Source organism: Brevundimonas sp. Br13 (assembly GCF_055391505.1).
Map to the genome: position 1 here is coordinate 2,492,705 of NZ_AP044008.1, position 20,362 is coordinate 2,513,066.

The 20,362-nt window shown below is 66.2% G+C and carries 24 protein-coding genes and 1 tRNA gene; 7 read left to right on the top strand and 18 right to left on the bottom strand.

Annotation, left to right across the window (positions count from 1 at the left end; all coding sequences use genetic code 11):
• Positions 1 to 258 precede the first annotated feature (258 nt).
• The 5 genes from nusG to ACZ5M6_RS12255 form a co-directional block, all read right to left on the bottom strand.
• Entirely contained in the window at positions 259 to 834 is a 576-nt protein-coding gene (nusG, locus tag ACZ5M6_RS12235; RefSeq protein WP_054765997.1) for a transcription termination/antitermination protein NusG, read from the bottom strand.
• Positions 835 to 847: 13 nt separating this feature from the next.
• Complete coding sequence (gene secE / locus ACZ5M6_RS12240) at positions 848 to 1,147, bottom strand: preprotein translocase subunit SecE (RefSeq protein WP_201462751.1); 300 nt, start codon at positions 1,145 to 1,147, stop codon at positions 848 to 850.
• Between the two features lie 70 nt (positions 1,148 to 1,217).
• Positions 1,218 to 1,293 (bottom strand) — tRNA-Trp (locus ACZ5M6_RS12245).
• Positions 1,294 to 1,389: 96 nt separating this feature from the next.
• Positions 1,390 to 2,724 (bottom strand): hemolysin family protein, encoded by a 1,335-nt coding sequence (locus ACZ5M6_RS12250; RefSeq protein WP_191554085.1) that lies wholly within the window; start codon positions 2,722 to 2,724, stop codon positions 1,390 to 1,392.
• Between the two features lie 95 nt (positions 2,725 to 2,819).
• Positions 2,820 to 2,954, bottom strand: a complete 135-nt coding sequence (locus tag ACZ5M6_RS12255) for a hypothetical protein (protein WP_255478917.1) — start codon at positions 2,952 to 2,954, stop codon at positions 2,820 to 2,822.
• A 123-nt stretch (positions 2,955 to 3,077) separates the two neighbouring features.
• On the opposite strand from ACZ5M6_RS12255, the gene ACZ5M6_RS12260 reads away from it, so the two are divergent.
• Positions 3,078 to 3,740, top strand: coding sequence for a DUF938 domain-containing protein (locus ACZ5M6_RS12260; protein WP_082382709.1), 663 nt, complete (start codon positions 3,078 to 3,080; stop codon positions 3,738 to 3,740).
• On the opposite strand, the gene ACZ5M6_RS12265 is transcribed toward ACZ5M6_RS12260, so the two are convergent.
• On the bottom strand, positions 3,741 to 4,142 hold the full coding sequence (locus ACZ5M6_RS12265) for a hypothetical protein (RefSeq protein WP_007445689.1): 402 nt from the start codon (positions 4,140 to 4,142) through the stop codon (positions 3,741 to 3,743).
• A 421-nt stretch (positions 4,143 to 4,563) separates the two neighbouring features.
• On the opposite strand from ACZ5M6_RS12265, the gene ACZ5M6_RS12270 reads away from it, so the two are divergent.
• The gene (locus tag ACZ5M6_RS12270; RefSeq protein ID WP_054765999.1) at positions 4,564 to 5,334 is read left to right on the top strand and encodes a pseudouridine synthase; all 771 of its coding nucleotides are present in this window, start codon (positions 4,564 to 4,566) and stop codon (positions 5,332 to 5,334) included.
• On the opposite strand, the gene ACZ5M6_RS12275 is transcribed toward ACZ5M6_RS12270, so the two are convergent.
• The 5 genes from ACZ5M6_RS12275 to crcB form a co-directional block, all read right to left on the bottom strand.
• A complete protein-coding gene (locus tag ACZ5M6_RS12275) occupies positions 5,320 to 5,628 on the bottom strand; it encodes a transcriptional regulator (RefSeq protein WP_464158754.1) in 309 nt (102 codons plus the stop codon). The two genes, ACZ5M6_RS12270 and ACZ5M6_RS12275, sit on opposite strands and share 15 nt — an antisense overlap.
• The gene (locus tag ACZ5M6_RS12280; RefSeq protein WP_464158755.1) at positions 5,625 to 6,077 is read right to left on the bottom strand and encodes a hypothetical protein; all 453 of its coding nucleotides are present in this window, start codon (positions 6,075 to 6,077) and stop codon (positions 5,625 to 5,627) included. Before ACZ5M6_RS12280 ends, ACZ5M6_RS12275 begins: the two co-directional genes overlap by 4 nt.
• A gap of 79 nt (positions 6,078 to 6,156) precedes the next feature.
• Positions 6,157 to 6,921: an ATP12 family chaperone protein gene (locus tag ACZ5M6_RS12285; RefSeq protein WP_464158756.1), complete on the bottom strand. Its 765-nt coding sequence runs from the start codon at positions 6,919 to 6,921 to the stop codon at positions 6,157 to 6,159.
• Positions 6,918 to 7,940, bottom strand: a complete 1,023-nt coding sequence (locus tag ACZ5M6_RS12290) for an RluA family pseudouridine synthase (RefSeq protein WP_054766003.1) — start codon at positions 7,938 to 7,940, stop codon at positions 6,918 to 6,920. Before ACZ5M6_RS12290 ends, ACZ5M6_RS12285 begins: the two co-directional genes overlap by 4 nt.
• Complete coding sequence (crcB, locus tag ACZ5M6_RS12295) at positions 7,937 to 8,332, bottom strand: fluoride efflux transporter CrcB (protein ID WP_201462755.1); 396 nt, start codon at positions 8,330 to 8,332, stop codon at positions 7,937 to 7,939. The genes ACZ5M6_RS12290 and crcB overlap by 4 nt, the downstream gene beginning before the upstream one ends.
• Before the next feature lie 139 nt (positions 8,333 to 8,471).
• Here crcB and ACZ5M6_RS12300 point away from each other — a divergent pair, with 139 nt between their 5' ends.
• Positions 8,472 to 9,665: a hypothetical protein gene (locus ACZ5M6_RS12300; protein WP_464158757.1), complete on the top strand. Its 1,194-nt coding sequence runs from the start codon at positions 8,472 to 8,474 to the stop codon at positions 9,663 to 9,665.
• On the opposite strand, the gene ACZ5M6_RS12305 is transcribed toward ACZ5M6_RS12300, so the two are convergent.
• The 3 genes from ACZ5M6_RS12305 to ACZ5M6_RS12315 all read right to left on the bottom strand — a co-directional run bounded on the left by ACZ5M6_RS12305 (position 9,666) and on the right by ACZ5M6_RS12315 (position 12,301).
• Entirely contained in the window at positions 9,666 to 10,154 is a 489-nt protein-coding gene (locus ACZ5M6_RS12305; RefSeq protein ID WP_409613445.1) for a CC0125/CC1285 family lipoprotein, read from the bottom strand.
• A gap of 76 nt (positions 10,155 to 10,230) precedes the next feature.
• The gene (locus ACZ5M6_RS12310) at positions 10,231 to 10,956 is read right to left on the bottom strand and encodes an RluA family pseudouridine synthase (RefSeq protein WP_464158758.1); all 726 of its coding nucleotides are present in this window, start codon (positions 10,954 to 10,956) and stop codon (positions 10,231 to 10,233) included.
• A gap of 16 nt (positions 10,957 to 10,972) precedes the next feature.
• Positions 10,973 to 12,301 (bottom strand): replication-associated recombination protein A, encoded by a 1,329-nt coding sequence (locus ACZ5M6_RS12315; RefSeq protein WP_464158759.1) that lies wholly within the window; start codon positions 12,299 to 12,301, stop codon positions 10,973 to 10,975.
• Positions 12,302 to 12,371: 70 nt separating this feature from the next.
• On the opposite strand from ACZ5M6_RS12315, the gene ACZ5M6_RS12320 reads away from it, so the two are divergent.
• Positions 12,372 to 12,794 (top strand): VOC family protein, encoded by a 423-nt coding sequence (locus ACZ5M6_RS12320; protein ID WP_464158760.1) that lies wholly within the window; start codon positions 12,372 to 12,374, stop codon positions 12,792 to 12,794.
• 329 nt (positions 12,795 to 13,123) lie between these two features.
• On the opposite strand, the gene ACZ5M6_RS12325 is transcribed toward ACZ5M6_RS12320, so the two are convergent.
• The 4 genes from ACZ5M6_RS12325 to ACZ5M6_RS12340 form a co-directional block, all read right to left on the bottom strand.
• The gene (locus ACZ5M6_RS12325) at positions 13,124 to 14,527 is read right to left on the bottom strand and encodes a Do family serine endopeptidase (protein WP_464158761.1); all 1,404 of its coding nucleotides are present in this window, start codon (positions 14,525 to 14,527) and stop codon (positions 13,124 to 13,126) included.
• 74 nt (positions 14,528 to 14,601) lie between these two features.
• Entirely contained in the window at positions 14,602 to 15,501 is a 900-nt protein-coding gene (locus ACZ5M6_RS12330; protein ID WP_191554096.1) for an enoyl-CoA hydratase-related protein, read from the bottom strand.
• Positions 15,502 to 15,608: 107 nt separating this feature from the next.
• Positions 15,609 to 16,826 (bottom strand): hypothetical protein, encoded by a 1,218-nt coding sequence (locus ACZ5M6_RS12335; RefSeq protein ID WP_152950545.1) that lies wholly within the window; start codon positions 16,824 to 16,826, stop codon positions 15,609 to 15,611.
• Positions 16,827 to 17,060: 234 nt separating this feature from the next.
• A complete protein-coding gene (locus tag ACZ5M6_RS12340) occupies positions 17,061 to 18,653 on the bottom strand; it encodes a carboxyl transferase domain-containing protein (RefSeq protein ID WP_464158762.1) in 1,593 nt (530 codons plus the stop codon).
• Positions 18,654 to 18,939: 286 nt separating this feature from the next.
• On the opposite strand from ACZ5M6_RS12340, the gene rpsF reads away from it, so the two are divergent.
• Genes rpsF through rplI form a run of 3 tightly spaced genes read left to right on the top strand, consistent with a single transcriptional unit; the run spans position 18,940 to position 20,206 of the window.
• On the top strand, positions 18,940 to 19,329 hold the full coding sequence (rpsF, locus tag ACZ5M6_RS12345; protein WP_054766976.1) for a 30S ribosomal protein S6: 390 nt from the start codon (positions 18,940 to 18,942) through the stop codon (positions 19,327 to 19,329).
• A gap of 12 nt (positions 19,330 to 19,341) precedes the next feature.
• Positions 19,342 to 19,620, top strand: a complete 279-nt coding sequence (gene rpsR, locus ACZ5M6_RS12350; protein ID WP_054766014.1) for a 30S ribosomal protein S18 — start codon at positions 19,342 to 19,344, stop codon at positions 19,618 to 19,620.
• Position 19,621: 1 nt separating this feature from the next.
• Positions 19,622 to 20,206, top strand: coding sequence for a 50S ribosomal protein L9 (rplI, locus tag ACZ5M6_RS12355; RefSeq protein WP_183217132.1), 585 nt, complete (start codon positions 19,622 to 19,624; stop codon positions 20,204 to 20,206).
• The last annotated feature ends 156 nt before the right edge of the window (positions 20,207 to 20,362 follow it).

Genomic DNA, 20,362 nt, shown 5'->3' on the forward strand with positions numbered 1-20,362 from the left:
GCCGAGCGAAGGCGCGCGTGTAACAGAGCGGGGCTGGAAAGGCAAACGCGACTGGCGCTCCCATCCCCCGCTTCGTCGTCTCGGGCTTTACCCGAAGTCCGGATGCGGATCGGGCTGTGCGTCGTCCGAGGCGCAATGCGACTGACGATCCGATCCTCGGATCAAGCCCGAGGATGACGGCGGGAAACGATCCACACGCCACAACAAAAAAGCCGCGCCCAGTCGGACGCGGCTTCAAATCCCGGCAGGGGCGCGGCTTCAGCCCGCGACCTTCTCCACCTGGCCGTATTCCAGCTCGACCGGCGTGGCGCGGCCGAAGATGGAGACGGCGACGCGCAGGCGGGCCTGTTCTTCGTCGACGCTCTCGACCGAGCCGTCGAAGCTGGCGAACGGACCGTCGATGACCTTGACCTTCTCGCCGATGTCGAAGCGGATGGTGGGCTTGGGACGTTCGACGCCCTCTTCCACCTGGCCGATGATGTTCTGAACCTCACGTTCCGAGACCGGCAGGGGCTTGGTGCCGCCGGCGGCGCCCAGGAAGCCGGTGACCTTCGGCGTGTTCTTGACCAGGTGATAGGCCTGGTCGGTCATTTCCATCTTCACCAGCACATAGCCGGGGAAGAACTTGCGTTCCGAGTTCACCTTGCGGCCGCGACGGATCTCGACGACGTCCTCGGTCGGCACCAGGATTTCGGAGAAGGCGTCTTCCAGCCCCTGTTGCTTGGCCTGCTCGCGCAGTTGCTCCGCCACCTTCTTCTCGAAGTTCGAGTAGGCGTTGACGATATACCATTTGTGGCGCGGGTTGGCGGGCTTTGCGGGCGCTGCATCGGTCATGGGCGCGTCTTTCTCAGGATCCGAGAGCGATGATGTAGCGGAAGGCGAAACCAAGGCCGGTGTCCACGACCCAGAAGAAGATCGAGGCGATCACCACCATGATGAAGACCATCACCGAGGTGATCCAGGTCTCCTTGCGGGTCGGCCAGACGATCTTGCGGGCCTCGGCGCGAACCTGGCTGAAGAACTGCGCCGGGCTGGTGCGGGGCTTCTTGGGCTCGATCGGGTCGACGACGACGGTGGCGCCGGCCGCGACGGCCTGGGGCTTGGAGCCGGCCTGGGGCCGCTTGCCGGGTGATTTGGCCTTGGCCATCAGTTGCTCTTCACACAATTGTTCCTGTCGCCCCAGATGGGTAGTCCCATCCGGAAGCGACAGGGGGGATTGGCAGGAGTTGGGGGACTCGAACCCACGACCCCCGGTTTTGGAGACCGGTGCTCTACCAGCTGAGCTAAACTCCTAGACAATCGCGCGAACCGTCCGGCCCGCGCGTTCGCCAGAGGGGGGCGTATGCCCCACGCCGCCCGTCATTTCAAGGGCGATGTCGCAGTTCCGCTTCAGTCTTCCAGATGGGCGGCGATGGCTTCCCGCTCGGCCTCGGCCTTCACCAGTTCCTTGAAGATCAGCTTGTCGATGCGGCGGTCGTCCATATCGACCACCTCGACCTCGAATCGGCCGACCTGCAGAATCTCGCCCTCGTCCGGGACGCGCGAAATCTGATGCAGAATCAGGCCCGCGACGGTGTGGAAACCCTCATGCTCGCCGAAGTCCTCGCCCAGGGTATCGGCGAGATCGTCGAGATCGGTCTGTCCGTCCACCAGCCAGCTGCCGTCTGGGCGCTGATGAATCCAGGCGTCGTCTTCATCGTGGCCCTCGTTGAAGTCGCCCGCGATCATTTCCAGAATGTCGGTGGCGGTGACGACGCCTTCGAAGGCGCCGAACTCATCGACGATGAAGGCCATATGAACCCGGGACCCCTTCAGGATCTCCAGGGCCTTCAGGACCGAGGTCGATTGGGGAATAAAGGCCGGTTCGGCCACCAGGGGTTCGATGTCGAACGTGCCGTCGGTCAGCAGGGCGTCCAGCAGATCCTTCTTGTGCACCACCCCAAGGGGATTATCGACGTCGCTCTCACGCGCCACCACGATCCGGGAATAGGGGCAGGTGCGGATCTCTTCGCGCAACACCGCCTCGGGATCGTCCAGGGCGATCCAGAAGACTTCGTGGCGCGGCGTCATGGCCACCCGCACGGGCCGGTCGCCCAGGCGCAGGATTTCCTCGATCATCACCTGTTCTTCGGGCTCGATCAGGCCAGCGGAGGTGCCTTCGGCCAGGATCGTCGCCACCTCTTCCTGGGTGACGTCCGAACCGTCACGATCCTTGACGCCCAAAATCTTCAGAATGCCCGAGGTCGAGGCCGTCAGCAGCAGAACAAAAGGTTTCAGAGCGACGGCCAGGGTGGAGATGGGCGCGGCCATCTTCGCCGCAATGGTTTCAGGGAAGATGAGGGCCAGCCGCTTGGGCACCAGTTCGCCGACGATCAGCGAAACATAGGTGATGCAGACCACGACCAGGGCCGTGGACACGATTTCCGTGTAGGCCGACAGGGCCGGGAAGCTGACTTCCAGAATATGGTCCAGTTCGGCGGCGATGGTGGCCTGACCATAGGCGCCGGCCAGAATGCCGATCAGGGTGATGCCCACCTGGACCGCCGACAGGAACTGCGTCGGCTCCTCTGACAGTTTCAGCGCCTTGCGCGCCCCGCGATCGCCTTTTTCAGCCCGGCTTTGGAGGCGGGATTTTCGCGAGGAGACCACGGCCAACTCGGTCATGGCGAACAGGCCGTTGAGCACCACAAGGAGCAGAACGACGGCAATAGCGATGAGTAACATCTAGGGGTTTTTGGGGACCGACGCGGCGCGACATTCGGCGTCCGCGCGCCTATACTATGACAGGTTTGCGCGCGACGCCACGTTTTCCTTGATCTTCAGCCGGTCCGGCCGACCTCTATCGCCCCATAGGCGCCGGACGTCGAGGCGCGACCGGCGTCATGGGCGCCGGCGCAGGCGCTCATGCCCAAAAGCGTGCCGATGAACAGTCCGGTGCGAAGCGCGCGTCGCATAAGGTTACCAATCGCTTAATACTGACAACCGTCATAAACGATGGATTAAGATTTGGTTCAAGCCGACACCCGCCGGAAGCGAAAAAGAGACGCCACAGCCCGAGCGGCGTCTACAGGATCGAGATGCAGACCATGGATTCCCTCGTCGCCACAGACGGCGCCGCCCTTCCGCCCGGCGCCCTGTCCTCTCCGGCGGCGCGTCGCAACGCCGCGCCGATTCTCGGCGTGCTGAAGGCCCATATGCCCAAGAAAGGCCGCGTGCTGGAGGTCGCCGCCGGATCGGGCGAGCACGCCCTGATCTTCGCCTGCGCCCTTCCCGGCGTGACCTGGACGCCCAGTGATCCGAGCCGTGAGGCGCGCGACAGCATCGACGCCTGGCGGCGGGATGGACCGTCGAATCTGCGGAAGCCCCTTCCGCTGGACGCCGCCGACCCGGCGACATGGCCCCCGACGGCGGGTCCCGAAACGGCTTGGGATGCGGTCTATTGCGCGAACATGGCGCACATCAGCCCCTGGTCGGCGACCGAGGGGCTGATGGTTCTGGCGGGACGGATGCTGCGCGGCCCCGGCGGTCTCTTGGCGCTTTACGGCCCCTATCGCGAGGCCGACCTCCCCCTGTCCCCGTCGAACGCCGCCTTCGACGAGAGTCTGAAGGCGCGAAACCCGAGCTGGGGCTTGAGGGCGCGCGAGGACGTGGAGGATCTGGCCCGGTCGCAGGGGCTGGTCGCGACGCGCCGGGTCCAGATGCCGTCGAACAATCTGATGCTGCTGTTCAGGCGCGCCTGATCAGAGGGCGGCGACCACGGCCGCCAGATCCGGACGGGCGTTCACCAGCTGGACCTGTTCGCCGTTAAACAGGGCGCCGGGCGCCTGTGCGGCCACGCCGAAACGATCGGCCGCCACATCCACGCCGTCGGCGAAGGCGATCACGGGCAGTTGGTTTGCCCGCGCCAGATCGATCAGAGCCCGAACGGCCGCCAGGCCCGTCGCGTCCTGCGCGCCGCCCGGCACGATCAAACCCTTCAAACGCCCCTCGGCGATGTCGGATGCGGTTGCGGTCGCCAAGACCGTCACCCCGCCCGCAACCAAACTGGCGTCGCCGGTCGAAATGGGCGCCAGTCCCACACCTTCAGCCCGCAGTGCGCCCTCGACATCGCCCATTTCACCGAAGTCCATGTCCCGGCGCATCACCAACCCCATCCGAAGACGGGTGGGCACGGGACGATTATAGCTCGAACGACGAGGACCGGAGGAAGATTTACGTTGTGCGTACAAGACGTCTCCTTTTCAATTTCAATATGTCATCAGATCGCGTCGCCGAATCCGAAGACGCTTCTGGAAAATTTCCAGAGAAACGAAAATGATCGGGATCGGCCGTGGCCGCCCCGCAATCTGCATCGTTTGTGGAATGAGGTCTGATATAGTCGGATCGTCGGCAATATCAACCTTCGCCGGCTCGGAACGTCCTGATCATGGTCATTCACGACCCCCGCGATTTTCTCATACGACCGCCCCGCCTGGAGCCTGATGCGGTGAGGAGGAACGGCTTCGCGGTTCCGTCCGAAGCGATCATGCTCTAGACAGCCGCATCCTTTGACGACGGACCGTAATGGCTTTTTCCCGCACCTATGACGGCGACGCGCCGGTCCGGATCAACAAGTGGCTGGGCCAGACCGGCGTCTGTTCGCGCCGGGAGGCCGAGAGCCTGATCGCAGACGGACTGGTGACCATCGACGGAGAGGTGGTGCGAGACGCGGGCCGCAAGATCGAGCCGGGCCAGACCCTGACCCTGAACGACACGGCCCAGTCGGCCCTGGCGGCGGGCATGACCATACTGCTGCACAAGCCGGTCGGCTATGTCTCGGGCCAGCCTGATCCCGGCAAGATCCCGGCCGTGCGGCTGTTGAAGGCCCCCAACCGCGTCGGCGAGGGCGAGGTCCCGGCGCGCGACGCCTCCCTGCCCCCGATCGGCCGGCTGGACGAGGATTCGCGCGGCCTGCTGCTGCTGTCGTCGGACGGGGTGGTGGCCAAGGCTGTGATCGGGCCGCAGTCCGAACTGGACAAGGAATATCTGGTGGTCGTCGACGGCCAGATCACCGAGGCCAAGCTGGGCAAGCTGCGCCACGGGCTGGAGCTGAACGGCAAGCCGCTGAAGCCCGCCCGCGTCACCCAGATCGAACCCCAGCGGCTGCGCTTCATCCTGACCGAGGGCAAATACCGCCAGATCCGCCGGATGTGCGAACTGGTCGGGCTGGAGGTCACGGACCTCTACCGCATCCGCGTGGGGCCGCTGCTGCTGGGCGACCTGCCCGAGGGCGGATGGCGTCACCTGACCCCGGACGAGCGCGACGCCCTGATCCGGCAGTCAGCCGGGAACTGACACGCCCGCCAGGCCGGCAAGCCGGGTCAGCTCCGCCACATGGCCGGCGAAGGCCTTGCGCCCCGCCCCCGTCAGAGCCAGCCAGGTGCGCTGTCGCCCGCCCAGGGCCGCCTTGCGCAGCTTCACATAGCCGGCCTCTTCCAGCTGTTTGACGTGTTTGGACATGACGGAATCGGACACGCCGATCCCGTCGCGGACCACGCCGAACTCGACCTCGTCCGCCGCCGACAGCATGGCGCAGATCTGCAGACGGCCGGGGGCGTGGATGACGGCGTCCAGGACCGGGGCGCTCACGGTCGCGTCACCGTTTCTGCGCGATAAACCCGCATCCAAAGGCGCGAGAAGACCAGAGCGAGGACAAAGGCGGCGGCAATCAGCGGCAGAACCCAGACATACTGGCCCGTCCGTCCGAAATAGACGCTGGCCAGGGCCAGAGCGAGGAAGACGACGCCCAGGGCGATGGCGACCCAGCGTGCGCGGCGTGGCGACAGGCCGGTGACGCTGACGCCGGTCTTCTCGGACCATCGCCGCCAAAGGATGGCGAAGGCCAGGGTCGCTGCTGCCGAGGCCAATACGTTGAAGGGCATCGGCGCAGCCTGGCCGCCGACAAAGGCGGCCGCGACCGCCGAATAGACGAGGTCATAGGACCAGGAACTCTTGCCGACGCGCTCGCGCACCAGGTCCTGGGAACGCCGGATCTCGGCCAGCATCTGTTCGTGGGTTTCAGGGTCGTTCTGGGACATGGCGGCTTTCTCACTTTCCACAATGGAAAATGATAGAGACTTTCCATATCGTCAAGTCATAAGTTTCCAGATTGGAAAATCAACCCAGCGCCTCGAACCACCGCTGGAGCAGTTCGGCCTCGGCCCGGCGCGCCTCGGTGCGTTCCGCAGCCTCTGCATCGACGCCCCACTGCTCCTCCTGAAACCGCTCATCGATCCGCGACAGGTCGAAGGCGGCGCCGCCCTCCAGAGCGCCCTGCTCCAGCGCCAGGGCCAGGACCGCCGAACCGAACAGGGGCACGGCGGTCGCCAGGCCGGTCAGGCGGAAGTCGTCCAGCGACAGGGCGTGGGCCTTCACCCGGGCGACGGCCTCAGGCGACTGGGGTTGATGGATGACGCCGGAGACGGGCGCCAGGACCACTCCCATCTCGCGCGCCGCCCAATCACGCCACGGTCCCCACGCGTGTTGCTGGCGTTCGACCAGGGGCGTCGGGTGTTCCGCCAGATAGCAGACCACGTCCGATCCGGCGTAGGCGGCGATCTCGTCCGCCACCGCCTCGCGCGCCTGGCCGATCCGGTCGATCGCGGTCGAGGCCAGGCGGGTGGCGGGCATGGTCGAGGGTTCGACGATCTCGCCCTGCGCGGCCCACTCATCGGCGACGAGTCGGGCGGCGGCCTCGGTCGGCAGCACCAGGGGCGCCTTGGCGGGGGTCTTGGGCGTGCGCCCGTCCAGCAGCACGGCCCAGCCGCCGTCGGAATGGCTCCCGACGGTCACATCGCTCCAGAAGCGGCGCACCGTCTCCTGAACTTCGCGAAAGCCCTTGCGGGCGGCGACAATGGGGTCGAGCGGGGGAATATGGCTCATCGAATTCGCTTCACGCCCAGGAAGGGATCGTCTTCCGCCTCGTCCTCGGAGAAGCCGAAGTGGGCGAAGCCGGCCTTCATTTCGGGGCTGAGGGGGGCGGTGACCTTGAGCAGGCCGCCGCGCGGGTGGTCCAGTTCGATGCTGCGGGCGTGGAGTTGCAGCTTCAGCGGACCGGACAGTTCGCGGGATTTGTCGTCGCCGTATTTGGGATCGCCCAGGATCGGGTGGCCTATGCCCGCCATATGGGCGCGCAGTTGGTGGGTGCGGCCGGTGAAGGGGCGCAGGGCCATCCAGGCGGCGCGATCGGAGGCGCGGGAGATGGTGCTGAAGGCCGTCTCGGCCGGTTCGGCCTTGGGATCCTTGCGATCCGCCGGGCGCATCATCTCGAAGTCGTTGATGCCGGTCTTCTTCAGCGGCATGTCGATCTGGCCCGAATAGGGTTTCGGATTGCCGATGACGATGGCCCAATAGGTCTTCTTGGCCTGACGGCGGGCGAAGGCCCCGGCCAGACGTTTGGCCGCCTCAGGCCCCTTGCCCAGCAGGAGGACGCCGGAGGTGTCGCGGTCCAGGCGGTGGACCAGGCGCGGCCGCTCCATCCCCTCGCCCCAGGCGCCCAGCAGACGGTCCACGTGACGGCTGGTCTTGGTGCCGCCCTGGACGGCCAGGCCGTGCGGCTTGTTCAGGGCGATGACCATGTCGTCCTCATAGAGGACCAGAGACTTGGCGAAGGCGATGTCGCGTTCGGTCAGGGTGTGGGGGTCGCCGGCCTGGCGCGAGGTGTCGTCGGGAATCGGCGGCACGCGCACGGCGGCGCCGGCGGTCAGACGGCCCTCGGGCTTGATCCGGGCGCCGTCGACGCGGATCTGGCCGCTGCGGGCCATCTTCTGGACCTGGATGTTGGACAGGTGCGGCCAGCGCCTGCGGAACCAGCGGTCCAGCCGGATGCCGTCCTCGTCTTCCGCCACATAGAGGGTCAGGACTTCGCGCTTGGGCGCGTCTGCGGGCGGTTGGTCGGTCAAAGGGCGGCTCCGAAAGCGCGGCGGGCGACCATCAGGCCGATAAAGAGAGCGGCGACGGCCAGGACCACCGAACCGACCACATAGGCGGCGGCCAGGGCGTAATCTCGGCGTTCGATCATCATCACCGCCTCCAGCGAATAGGAGGAGAAGGTGGTGAACCCGCCCAGCACGCCGACAGCGGCGAACAGGCGGATCGTCTCCTGATGCGCCCCGCCCTTGAAGGCCAGCCAGCCGACCAGCAAGCCCATGGCCAGGCCGCCCAGGATATTGGCCGCGAAGGTGCCCATCGGCCAGGCCGTATTGGGCGCCAGCCGCGTGGCGAGGAGACCGAGCCCGAAGCGCGCCATGGACCCCAGGGCGCCGCCGGCGGCGACGAGAAGAAACCGTGTCATGATCCGGGCCTATATACGCCGCCGCCGCCGAAAGCGAAGTCTCCCTGCCCGCGCCGCCCGTCTGACCGAAACTTCACTTGCCCTCGGACGTGGTTAACGGCGATATCCGAAACAGCCTAGTTCAGGTCGGGGATGTTTCATGTCGCAGGAAGACAGCCAGAGCCCGGCGATCACGCCGACGATGACCCCGCCGCCGCCCGTCGTCGAACCCGAAGCGCCGGCGGCCGAGCAGCCGCACGATCTGGCCGAAGCCCCGGCGGAGGCCCCGCGCGCCGCGCCGCCGACGCCGACCCCCACCGACACCCCCGCCATATCGGACGAAGGGGTTCTGCGTCCGATCCAGGAAAGCGACTATTTCACCCTGGACGACGCGGCGATCGCGCGCATCTCCGGCAACATCGACCTCTATTTCAACCAGCCCCTCGACATCTTTCCCTTCTGGGAGAACGAGAAGAAGCCCGACCGCTTCCACGTCCTGTTCTCACGCCAGATCGAGGAGCGGTTTCCGGCGGACCGCGACATCCGCGGCCGGGTTCACGCCTATGGGCGGCGGATCTTCCGCGCCCTGTGCGTCCATGTGGGGATCAAGCGGCTGACCCAGGCCCTGGCCCTGATCGCCTTCGCCGTCCTGGCCGAGATGGGGCCGACCCTGTTCGCCGAATGGGCGGGCGGCCAACCGGCCGGTCTGGGTCTGGGGGTGCTGGCCATGCTGGTGACGGGCGGGATTTTCTTCGGCGTCTCGACCATCCTGTTCATCCAGTACCGGTTCCGGCTGGAGAACGACTCCTATGAGCTGTCGCGCGAGATCGTGCTGCGGACGCGGGAGCTGCAAAACCTGTTCACCAACGCCCGCGCCCTGTCGGACCAGGCCGAGACCACCTATCAGATGGACGGCAAGGCCTGGGGCCAGCGCGCCCTCTATCTGACGCGTCTGGTCATGTGGATCGGGGCGCGGATGGAGTATCTGGAGAAGTTCATCCAGATGGAGCTTTGGCGTGTGCGGCGCGAACGCTACTGGATGCGCTGGTTCGGGCGGATCACCACCCCGGCGGTTCTGTTGATCTGGCTCATCGCCTTCGCCCTCTTTCCGGCGCCGCAGGCGAACGAGGTCGGGTTCCGCGTCCTTCAACTGGTCGCCGTCGTTCTGGCGTTCGGCGTGTCCTGGCTGTCCTACTTCCGCTGGCAGACCCCGGCAAACGCCATTCAGGACAAGCTGGGCGCTGACGGCTGGGTCCGCTACGCCTCGCTGGACGTGGACAACACGGTCGGCGACCAGGTGCGGCGCGACAAGGAACGGCTGGTCGAATACCGCGCCCTGACCAGGGGGCGCTGATCAGCGTGGGATGGAGGCCTGGACCGAGCGGGCGTCATAGGCGTTCGGACGATCGGGCTTTCGCCCCCGTCCCATGACGATCTCCAGAGAAGTCGAGGTCGGGCTGGGGCCGCTGAAATTCAGGCCCAGGCCGACGCCGACGCCCGAGGCGGAATAGCCGCCGTACCGGCTGGAGCCGCCGCCGATCGAGACGCTGGGGCGCACCCCGCCGGCGCCGCCGGGGCGGCCGTCGGTCCAGCTTTGGGTCACCTCGAACCAGTCATAGCCCTGTTCGGTCGTCAGATCGGCGGCCCGCAACAGGGCGAAGTCGGCTACGGCGCCGGGGGCGCCCACGCCGTTGTAGGTCACCCGATAGCGGTTCGATTCGATCCTCTGGTCGGAATAGCCCTGACCGCCCGGCCCGCGCTGGGCGCCGTAGGGCGCCAGACTGGCGCAGGCCGCAAGCGCCAAGGTCGAGGCGGCGAGGCTGAGAACGGCGAGGCGCTTCATGGCGGGGTCTCCTTTGGCTGAGATAGCGTTGTTTGAGCCGGAGCGTTCCGTCCAGAGGCCCAGACTAGAGGCCCCACTACAGGCCAAGCGCCGCGCGCAAACCCGCAAAGTCCGCGGGCGGCGGCGCCTCGAGCGTGGTGGTCCCGCCTTCGGGATGGGGGAAGCTCAGCTTGGCGGCGTGCAGCATCAGGCGCGGCGCCGGCCCGACCTCTGTCGTCAGGGCGCCGCCGTAGCGGACGTCGCCGATCAGCGGACGGCCCAGATGGGCCATATGGACCCGCAACTGGTGCATCCGACCGGTCAGCGGCTCCAGCTCGACCACCGCCCCCTGATCATTGGCGGCCAGGGTCCGATAGCGGCTCTGCGCCCCTTGCGCGCCGGGCGCGTCGAAGGCGACGACGCGCACATAGGACTCGCGCCCGATTTCCTCGCGCCGCAGCGGGGCGTCGATACTGCCAGACCTCGGCTCCGGCGCGGCGGACAACAGGGCCAGATAGGTTTTGCGGAACCGCCGCATCTGCAGGGCCTTGCCCAGAAAGCCCGCCGCCGGCTTGGTCTTGGCCGCCAGGATCACACCCGAGGTGTCCCGGTCCAGCCGATGCACCAGCTCCGGCCGCTTTCCGTTGGACCGGGCGAAGGCCCACAGCAGATCATCCAGCGTATGGGCCTTGATCCGCCCGCCCTGGCTGGACAGGCCCGACGGCTTGGAGAAGGCGATCACATGGGCGTCCTCGTGGATCACCCACGACCGGACGGCGGCGATCTCATCCTCGGACAGGGCGACGGGGGTGCGGGTGGTCATCGGGGGCTTCTAGAGGTCAGTCCCCCGCCCCGTCCACCGCCCCCTCTTTGGCCATTCGCGCCCGCATCTCGGCCCAGCGCTCCAGCCGCGCCTTGACCTTCTCCTCATGCCCCTCGCCCTTGGGCTTGTAGAAGGTGCGGCGCTCCATTTCGTCGGGGAAGAAGTCGGCGCCGGAAAAGCCTTCGGGCGTGTCCGGGTCGTACTGATAGCCCTTGCCGTAGCCCAGCTGTTTCATCAGCTTGGTCGGGGCGTTGCGGATATGGGCGGGCGGCGCCAGCGAGCCGGTCTCATAGGCCGCCTTCTTGGCCGCCTTGAAGGCTTCGTACACCCCGACCGACTTGGGCGCTGTGGCCAGGTGGACCACGGCCTGGGCCAGGGCCAGTTCGCCCTCCGGGCTGCCCAGGAAGTCATACGCATCCTTGGCCGCATTGGCGACCAGGATCGACAGGGGGTCCGCCTCGCCGATGTCCTCGACCGCCATCCGCACGATGCGCCGCGCCAGATACAGCGGATCCTCGCCCCCGTTCAGCATACGCGCCAGCCAATAGAGGGCGGCGTCCGGGTCTGATCCCCGCACCGATTTATGCAGGGCGGATATGAGGTTGTAGTGTTCTTCCCGCGACTTGTCATAGGCAGGCGCACGGCGTTGCAGCACCCCCGCCAGGCCCTGGACGTCCAGGGTTTCGCCGGCGGGCAGGTCGAACAGCACCTCGGACATGGTCAGCAGATAGCGGCCGTCGCCGTCGGCCAGGGCCAGCATGGCCTGACGCGCTTCCGGCGACAGCGGCAGGAGCCGCTCCATATGGGCCTCGGCGCGCGCCAGCAGCTGATCCAGGGCCGCATCGTCCAGCCGCTTCAGCACATAGACCTGGGACCGCGACAGCAGGGCCCCGTTCAGTTCGAAACTGGGGTTCTCGGTCGTGGCCCCCACCAGGGTCACGATCCCCGCCTCGACGAAGGGCAGGAAGCCGTCCTGCTGGGCGCGGTTGAAGCGGTGGATCTCGTCGACGAACAACAGGGTGCTCTGCCCCGCCGCCCGCCGCATCCGCGCCGCCTCGAACGCCTTCTTCAGGTCGGCGACCCCGGAAAAGACGGCGCTGATCGACTGGTATTCGTAGCCCGCAGCCTGGGCCAGCAGCCGGGCGATGGTGGTCTTGCCGGTGCCCGGCGGCCCCCATAGGATCATCGAGCCCAGCCGCCCCGCCTCGATCATCCGCCGGATCGGACCGCCCGGTCCCAACAGATGATCCTGGCCCACCACCTCCTCCAACGTGCGCGGTCGCAGACGGTCCGCCAGGGGCGCATCGGGGGGCAGGATGCCGGAGGCTTCAAAAAGGTCGCTCATTGCGACCTATGTAGTCGTGCCTAAAGCGGTTTTCACCCGTTAGTATGGGTCAGCGCCACAGAGAGCCCTTATGACCGACGCCCATCCGAACCAAGGCCCGACTGGCGGCCTGACCCCGCACCTGACCATTCCGTCGCGGGGCGCCGCCGCCGCCGTCGATTTCTACACCATCGCCTTCGGCGCGGAAGTGCTGGATCGGCGGCTGGCGGACGACGGGGAACGGTTGATGCACGCCCATCTGAGGATCAACGGCGCCAGCCTGATGCTGAACGACGAGTTCCCGGAATATACGGGCAGCCAAGACGTCCGCCCCGCCGGCGTGACCCTGCACCTTCAGGTCGAAGACCCGGACGCCTGGTGGACCCGCGCCCTGACCGTCGGGGGCGCCGAGCCGGTCATGGACATGGCGAACCAGTTCTGGGGCGACCGCTACGGCGTCCTGCGCGACCCCTTCGGCCATACCTGGTCGATCGGCGGGCCGACGAAGAGTTGAGACGATCAGGCTCTCGCCCCGTCCGGTCAGCGAGAGCCCTCGCAGCGCTTGATCCCCAACCCTCTGCCTGCCGGCCATCCCTGGGCTTCTCGTCCGAGATCGCGAAAACCCGCTCCTTGTTTCAACGGCTTGCGGCTTCGCCCGCCGAATTGTCCGGCGCCCCTCCCGAGGCCCCTATAATGACGCCCGGTCTTTGACATCGCAGAAGGAGCAGAGCGCGGCGGCCGCCGGACAGTCCGATCGGCGTCTGGACATTTCTCATTAAAAATGAAACCCGTCGGACAGATCGGACACATCGGACACCTTTTTTTGTCCCATGGCGGAGCGGCCTAGCGCAGAACGCCTCGGATTTGCCGACCGCCGCGATTGATGACCACCTCCCATGGGCCGCGACCGGCCCCGGCGGCTTCGACGTCGCGCGCCGTGGCGATGGGGCGACCGTTGATGCTGACGATCAGGTCGTTCTGGCGGAAGCCCGCACGCGCGGCGTAGCCCCGGCCCGACACGCCGGTGACGATGACGCCAGAGGCGAAAGGATCGCCGCCCAGGCGGTCGGCCAGGGCCGGGTTCAGCGCCACGACCTCAGCGCCGGCGAAAGGTCCGGTCTGGATCATCACGCCCTTGTCGGGATCAGCCTCGCCCGGCAGGGTTTGCACCCGCGCCGTCAGCGTCTGGACCCGCCCGTCGCGCAGGATGGCCACCTGCACCTGATCATTGGGCGCGCGGGAGCCGATGCGGTAGTTCAGCCCGCCCTGGTCGTTGATCTCCTGGCCGTCGATCGCCGTGATCACGTCGCCCTGACGCACCCCCGCACGGGCGGCGGGACTGTTCGGATAGACGTCGGTGACCACCAGCCCCTGCGGGCGGGAAAGGCCCAGGCTGCCGGCGATGTCGCCGGTGACCGTGTCGCCCTTCACCCCCAGCCAGGGCCGCACCACCGTCTTGGCGCCGCCCAGGGCGCTGTCGACCACCCGCTTGACCATGGCGGCCGGCACGGCGAAGCCGACCCCGGCCGACGAGCCCGAGCGCGAGAAGATGGCGGTGTTGATGCCGATCAGGTCGCCGTCCATGTCCACCAGCGCCCCGCCCGAATTGCCGGGGTTGATGGCCGCATCGGTCTGGATGAAGGAGCCTGAGTCGGAAATGCCCGTCTCGGTCCGATTCAGGGCCGAGATGATGCCGTTGGTCACCGTCTGGCCCACGCCGAACGGATTGCCGATGGCCAGGACCAGATCGCCGACCTGCTGTTCTTCCTGATCGTCGATGGCCAGGACCGGCAGGCGGTCGCTGACGTTCTCCAGCCGCAGCACGGCGATGTCGCTGCGCTCGTCGGCCAGGATGACGGTGGCGGGAAACTCGCGCCGATCGTTCAGCACCACCTTGATCTGCTGGGCGCCGTCGATGACGTGGTTGTTGGTCACCACGATCCCGTCCGACCGGACGATGACCCCCGACCCCACGGATTCGGCCACCCGCGCCTGGGGGATGCCGCCGCCGAAAAACTGGAAGAAGGGATCGACCTGAACCCGCTGCACGCTGCGCGCCGAAATATTGACCACAGCCGGAGCGGCCGAGCGCACCACAGGGGCGAAGCTGGACTTCATCCCCGCCGCATCACTGGGGGCGGTGCGCGTGGGCTGGGCGAACTCGCCCTCCTGCGCCTTGGTCGAGGTGGGATTGCCGCAGGCCGAAAGGGCCAGGGCGGCGACGAGCACGATCGGTCGGGTCTTCATCGTCATCCAAGGAATGGAGGCTTCAAGCCGGGCTATACCGCACGGCTTTTCTGGCGGCATCAAGGCGATGGCGGTCAGACCGTCCAGCTCGGCTTGCGCTTGTCCAGAAAGGCGCGAACCCCCTCCTGCCCCTCGGCCGAGACGCGCGCCCGGGCGATCCGTCGGGCCGTATCGTCCATCAGGCCGTGATCGATCCTGTGGCCGGCGATGTCGTTGACCAGCCGCTTGGCCTCGCCCATGGCGCCGGGCGCATTGCCGCCCAGGCTGTCGGTCAACATGGTGATGAACTCATCGACCGAACCCTGGGGCAGGACCAGGTCGATCAGTCCCGCATGGGCGGCGTAGTCGGCGTCGAAACTGTTGGCGGTCAGAAACAGTTGGCGGGCGCGGCGGGCCCCGACGGCCTCGATCACATAGGGGGCGATGGTGGCCGGGATCAGGCCCAGCTTGACCTCGGAAAAGGCGAAACGCGCGCCCTCGACCGCCACGGCCATGTCGCAGGCGGCGACGATTCCGGCCCCGCCGCCCATGGCCGCGCCCTCGACGACGGCGCAGGTCAGGGCGGGGACGTCGTGGAGGGCCTTCAGCATCCGCGCCAGCCCCAGGGCGTCGTCGCGATTGTCGGCCTCGGACCAGTCCGCCGCGTCACGCATCCAGTTCAGATCGGCCCCGGCGCTGAAGGTTCCGCCCGCCCCGCGAATGAAGACCGCGCGCACATGGTCGGCGCCGTGCAGGGTCTCGAACGCCTCATGCAGGGCGGCGATGGTGGCGGCGTCAAAGGCGTTCTTCTTTTCCGGCCGGTTGAGGGTGACGAAGACGACGCCGTCGGTCGTGGCGTCGATCCGAACCAGATCATCGTTCGCATCCGGCGCGGGGTCCGCGACCAGGGGATGGGCGATGCTGTTGATCTCCGCCGCCTCCGCGTCGGTGACGTCCAGGGCGTTGATGTCGGCGTCGTTCGGTTGATCGGCCATGTCTTGATCTCGGATATTCGATTGACGAGAGCCTAACGCGCTCCACGTCAAACGGAAACGCAACCCTCCTCGATTCGATCGCCAACTCGCTCAGCCTTCATGGGAAACTAGCCCGTGGAGTTGCCGCAATAGAAGGAGCTGGACCGACACGGCACGCCTGGCTGGGTGTTGAGGCCCATGGCGATGACTTCCAAGGTCAGACTGAAGTACATATCGGGGCCGGTTATATTATAGGTGAACTGCGTGCCGGACACTGTTGTTGTCAGAATGCAGGCGTCGTTCCTATACAGGTTGAGCACATATGATGTGGCCTGTGGCACAGCCGCCCACGAGGCCGTAATCGGCGTGCGTGGATAGACGTAAGTCCCTGGCGAGAGACTCCAGTTCACGCCGGTGGTGGGAGGCAGTTGCGGAGCTTGATTGTCCCTCCACTGCACGATCGGCGACTGGCCGTCTTTCGTTTCGGAGGTCCAATACCAGTGGAATGCCGGCCCCTGCGGCCCGTTCTTGAGATAGTTTTGAATGAAGCCGGACACGGTGATGTTGGCGCCCCACAAGCCGTTGTAGAAAACCCATGCTGGGCCATCATCGGAAATGAAGGTGAGGTTCGGCGCCGTGTCCCAGACTGGCCCCACATCGTCTGTATAATCGTTCGCCGTAAAGCCGGTCTCCGTCCTCATATGGACGCCGGCGGTCGTGTAAAGCTCATGGCTGTGCCAAGCCGCATAGCCGTTCAGACGAGGCACTTGGTCAAGCGTCAGGTCTGAAAAATTCGAAGATGTGACAATGTTGGGATCGCCATGGGCTTCATAATCGACATAGAGCAACGACACCTTGTCCTGATTGATCTTCACCTTGGCGGTGAGACGAATCCAGTCCCCTATGTGAGCGCCGAATCCGGAGCCCGAACCCAGCGGCCGTGAGGCGTAAGACGTCTGCGGACCCAGCCCCCCATTATATGCAAAGAAGCCGAAGTAAGAAATAAGATAGTAGTCGTCCCGCATTGCGATGCGGACGTACATCGGCGCGGTGATCGTTCTATTTGTAGGTCCATGCTGACCTAAGAACGTTTCGAGCTGATAGTTATAGAAATGAGGGTCGGATACGGGGATCACCGACGGAGACGAGGGGAGAAGCTCGCCTATATCGCTGAAATAACCTTGCCAAAGCGACACCCAGCTCCAATCAGCGACCGGTGCTGAGCCCGGCGCAGCCGGAAGAGGAAACAATGAAATATTGTCGATCTCTCCACCGCCGAAGGCAGTGCTGGAGGATCCCGCTTTCAACTTATCCGGAGTCATCGGCCCGGCGTCGAGAACGGACATGCCTGAGGGTAAGTCAGCGCCCCCGGATGAAAGTTCTCCGCTACCGCTGACCAACTGGCAGCGGCTGAGAAATGTCTCGACAGCTATCGGCCGATGCGGATCCTGAGAATGCAAGCGAAGGATTGGAGCCAGCTTGGCTGCAACTTGGGCAGGCGTAACCGTCGGCATAAAAGATCCCCAAATCTGATAGACCGACGATATGAGGCGCCCTGCGAGAAGTACAGCTGTCTTATGCTACATCCTAAACAGGCCGAAGGTCGTCTCCGGGATCGGGGCGTTCAGGCTCGCCGATATAGCCAGCCCGAGCACGTCGCGCGTCTGGGCCGGGTCGATCACGCCGTCGTCCCACAGGCGGGCGGTGGCGTAATAGGGATTGCCTTCGTCCTCATACTTCTGGCGGATCGGCGCCTTGAAGGCCTCGGCCTCCTCGGCGGACCAAGTCTCGGCGTCGCGGTGGACGGTGGCCAGGACGCTGGCCGCCTGTTCCCCGCCCATGACCCCGATCCGGCTGTTGGGCCAGGTGAAGAGGAAGCGCGGCGAATAGGCGCGGCCGCACATGCCGTAGTTCCCCGCCCCGAAGCTGCCGCCGATCAGGACGGTGAACTTCGGAACCTCGGCCGAGGCGACGGCCGTCACCAGCTTGGCGCCGTCCTTGGCGATGCCGCCCGCCTCATATTTGCCGCCGACCATGAAGCCCGAGATGTTTTGCAGGAACAGCAGCGGAATCTTACGCTTGCAGGCCAGTTCGATGAAGTGGGCGCCCTTCTGGGCGCTCTCGGAGAAGATGACGCCGTTGTTGGCCAGTATGGCGACCGGATAGCCCCAGATGCGGGCGAAGCCGCACACCAGGGTCGAGCCGTACAGGGCCTTGAACTCATCGAACTCCGAGCCGTCGACCAGACGGGCGATGACCTCGCGCACGTCATAGGGCGCGCGGACGTCCTCCGGGATCAGCCCATACAGTTCGGCCGGATCGAAGGCCGGCGCGCGGGGTTCGCGCACATCCATCTCCACGGCCTTGGTCGTGTTCAGATTGGCGACGATCGACCGCACGATCTCCAGCGCGTGTTCGTCGTTCTCGGCGACATGATCGACCACGCCCGAGCGGCGGCCGTGCGTTTCGGCCCCGCCCAGTTCCTCGGCCGAGATGACCTCGCCGGTGGCGGCCTTCACCAGCGGCGGGCCGGCCAGGAAGATGGCGCCCTGGTTCCGCACGATCACGGTCTCGTCCGACATGGCCGGCACATAGGCGCCGCCGGCGGTGGACAGGCCCATGACGCAGGCGATCTGGGCGACGCCCTTGGCGCTCATCCGCGCCTGGTTGAAGAAGATGCGGCCGAAATGGTCGCGGTCGGGAAACACCTCGGCCTGGTGCGGCAGGTTGGCCCCGCCGGAATCGACTAGATAGACGCAGGGCAGACGGTTCTGCTCGGCGATCTCCTGGGCGCGCAGGTGTTTCTTCACCGTCATGGGGAAGTAGGCGCCGCCCTTCACCGTCGGATCGTTGGCGACGATCATGACCTCGCGCCCTGAGACCCGCCCGATCCCGGCGATGACGCCGGCGCCCGGCGCTTCGCCGTCATACATGCCGTGGGCGGCCAGTTGGCCGATCTCCAGGAAAGGCGAACCGGGGTCGAGCAACCGCTCCACCCGATCCCGCGGCAGCAACTTGCCGCGGGCGACGTGACGCTCGCGCGCCTTGTCGGAGCCGCCGCGCGCGGCCTTGGCCACATGGTCGCGAAGTTCGGCGACCAGGGCGCTGTTATGCGCGTGCAGGGACTTGTACTTGGGGCTTTGCGGATCGACCGCTGACGTCAGCTTCGGCATGGGGGGTGGTTTAGGGGCGGTTGGCGAAAAGCGCTAGTGAGTGAGACGTGCGCCGAGGCGCGCGGTGAAGGCTCGCCTCCTGCTCACAGGCGCTTTTCACCCCCGACGCCCGCCGTCCTTGCCAGTTCCCGCCTTTTCCCCTATACGCCCCCGCTTTCCAGGGCTTCGGTCCTGACGCGGAACGCCAAAGGGTTGGACAACCGGTCCCGCCGCCGCGCCAGGAGCCATCGTGGAGATCGACTTACCCGGTCGTTTCCGCGCCGACGCCTACAAGGGAGACTACCGCATGGCTCTTTACGAGCACACGGTCATGACGCGCCAGGACATCTCGGCGCAACAGGCCGAAGCGCTGAACGACACCATCAAGGACCTGATCGTGCAAGGCGGCGGCTCCGTCGCCAAGATCGAGTACTGGGGTCTGCGCAACCTGACCTACCGCGTGAAGAAGAACCGCAAGGCTCACTATTCGCTGCTGGCCGTCGACGCCCCTCCCGCCGCCATGGCCGAGGTCGAGCGTCAGCTGTCGATCAACGAAGACGTGCTGCGCTGGCTGACCGTCCGCGTCGAGGAACTGGACCTGGAACTGTCGCCGCTTCTGGCCCGCCGCGAGCGCGAACGCGAGCGTGAACGCGAGCGCACCCCGCGTGACGACGCCGACGCCGCAGACGCCGAATAAGGAAACCGGATCATGACCGACACGACTGCCCCCACCCCGGGCGCCCCGGCCGGCTCCGGCTCCGCCGGCCGCCGCCCCTTCTATCGTCGCCGCAAGGTCTGCCCGTTCTCGGGCGCCAATGCGCCGAAGATCGACTACAAGGACGTCAAGCTGCTGCAGCGCTACGTCTCCGAACGCGGCAAGATCGTGCCTTCGCGCATCACCGCCGTCTCCCAGAAGAAGCAGCGCGAACTGGCAAAGGCCATCAAGCGCGCCCGCTATCTGGCCCTCCTGCCGTATGTGGTGAAGTAAGATGAAGGTCGTTCTGCTGGAACGCGTCGATAACCTCGGCGCCATCGGCGACGTCGTCACTGTCAAGGACGGCTTCGCCCGCAACTTCCTTCTGCCGCGCGACAAGGCCCGCCGGGCCACCGCCGCCAATCTGAAGGCTTTCGAACTCGACCGCGCCGCCATCGAGCAGCGCAACGAGAAGAACAAGGCCGAGGCTCAGAAGATCGCCGACAAGATCGACGGCCAGACCTACATCATGATCCGTCAGGCCGGTGAAACCGGCCAGCTGTACGGTTCGGTCGCCGGTCGCGACGTCGCCGAGGCCATCCAGGCCGAAGGCGGCAAGGTCGAACGTTCGCAGGTGGTCCTGAACACGGCGATCAAGACCCTGGGCGTCCACGAAGTGCCGGTCCGCCTGCACGCCGAGGTCCGCGCCACGGTCAAGATCAACATCGCCCGCTCCATGGACGAGGCCGAGCGCCAAGCCAAGGGCGAGGACGTGATCCGCAGCCAGTTCGACGATGAGCGCCAGGCCGCCGAGCAATCGGCCCAGGAGCTGATCGAAGGCGGCGCCGGTCAACAGGAAGGCTTCGGCGACGAGGCCTGATCCTGGTCCGCCGGATCAGGGCCTGCCCTGATCCAAGGCGAATCGCAAAGACATCAAGGGCGCGTTCCACAAGGAGCGCGCCTTTTTTGCTGCAAAGCGGCGACCCGATCCAGCCGTCGCCCGTCGCCGCTGATATGACAAGTTTGCAACAGACCA

Bases quoted from the DNA above. Each gene is read 5' to 3' on its own strand.
- ACZ5M6_RS12335 (WP_152950545.1), bottom strand. From the start codon at position 16,826: ATGTCCGTTCTCGACGCCGGGCCGATGACTCCGGATAAGTTGAAAGCG.
- ACZ5M6_RS12250 (WP_191554085.1), bottom strand. From the start codon at position 2,724: ATGTTACTCATCGCTATTGCCGTCGTTCTGCTCCTTGTGGTGCTCAAC.
- ACZ5M6_RS12285 (WP_464158756.1), bottom strand. From the start codon at position 6,921: ATGAGCCATATTCCCCCGCTCGACCCCATTGTCGCCGCCCGCAAGGGC.
- ACZ5M6_RS12265 (WP_007445689.1), bottom strand. From the start codon at position 4,142: ATGCGCCGGGACATGGACTTCGGTGAAATGGGCGATGTCGAGGGCGCA.
- ACZ5M6_RS12260 (WP_082382709.1), top strand. From the start codon at position 3,078: ATGCAGACCATGGATTCCCTCGTCGCCACAGACGGCGCCGCCCTTCCG.
- ACZ5M6_RS12280 (WP_464158755.1), bottom strand. From the start codon at position 6,077: ATGTCCCAGAACGACCCTGAAACCCACGAACAGATGCTGGCCGAGATC.
- ACZ5M6_RS12325 (WP_464158761.1), bottom strand. From the start codon at position 14,527: ATGAAGACCCGACCGATCGTGCTCGTCGCCGCCCTGGCCCTTTCGGCC.
- secE (WP_201462751.1), bottom strand. From the start codon at position 1,147: ATGGCCAAGGCCAAATCACCCGGCAAGCGGCCCCAGGCCGGCTCCAAG.
- ACZ5M6_RS12305 (WP_409613445.1), bottom strand. From the start codon at position 10,154: ATGAAGCGCCTCGCCGTTCTCAGCCTCGCCGCCTCGACCTTGGCGCTT.
- ACZ5M6_RS12270 (WP_054765999.1), top strand. From the start codon at position 4,564: ATGGCTTTTTCCCGCACCTATGACGGCGACGCGCCGGTCCGGATCAAC.
- crcB (WP_201462755.1), bottom strand. From the start codon at position 8,332: ATGACACGGTTTCTTCTCGTCGCCGCCGGCGGCGCCCTGGGGTCCATG.
- ACZ5M6_RS12330 (WP_191554096.1), bottom strand. From the start codon at position 15,501: ATGGCCGATCAACCGAACGACGCCGACATCAACGCCCTGGACGTCACC.
- ACZ5M6_RS12310 (WP_464158758.1), bottom strand. From the start codon at position 10,956: ATGACCACCCGCACCCCCGTCGCCCTGTCCGAGGATGAGATCGCCGCC.
- ACZ5M6_RS12255 (WP_255478917.1), bottom strand. From the start codon at position 2,954: ATGCGACGCGCGCTTCGCACCGGACTGTTCATCGGCACGCTTTTGGGC.
- ACZ5M6_RS12340 (WP_464158762.1), bottom strand. From the start codon at position 18,653: ATGCCGAAGCTGACGTCAGCGGTCGATCCGCAAAGCCCCAAGTACAAG.
- rpsF (WP_054766976.1), top strand. From the start codon at position 18,940: ATGGCTCTTTACGAGCACACGGTCATGACGCGCCAGGACATCTCGGCG.
- ACZ5M6_RS12320 (WP_464158760.1), top strand. From the start codon at position 12,372: ATGACCGACGCCCATCCGAACCAAGGCCCGACTGGCGGCCTGACCCCG.
- nusG (WP_054765997.1), bottom strand. From the start codon at position 834: ATGACCGATGCAGCGCCCGCAAAGCCCGCCAACCCGCGCCACAAATGG.
- ACZ5M6_RS12315 (WP_464158759.1), bottom strand. From the start codon at position 12,301: ATGAGCGACCTTTTTGAAGCCTCCGGCATCCTGCCCCCCGATGCGCCC.
- ACZ5M6_RS12300 (WP_464158757.1), top strand. From the start codon at position 8,472: ATGTCGCAGGAAGACAGCCAGAGCCCGGCGATCACGCCGACGATGACC.
- rpsR (WP_054766014.1), top strand. From the start codon at position 19,342: ATGACCGACACGACTGCCCCCACCCCGGGCGCCCCGGCCGGCTCCGGC.
- rplI (WP_183217132.1), top strand. From the start codon at position 19,622: ATGAAGGTCGTTCTGCTGGAACGCGTCGATAACCTCGGCGCCATCGGC.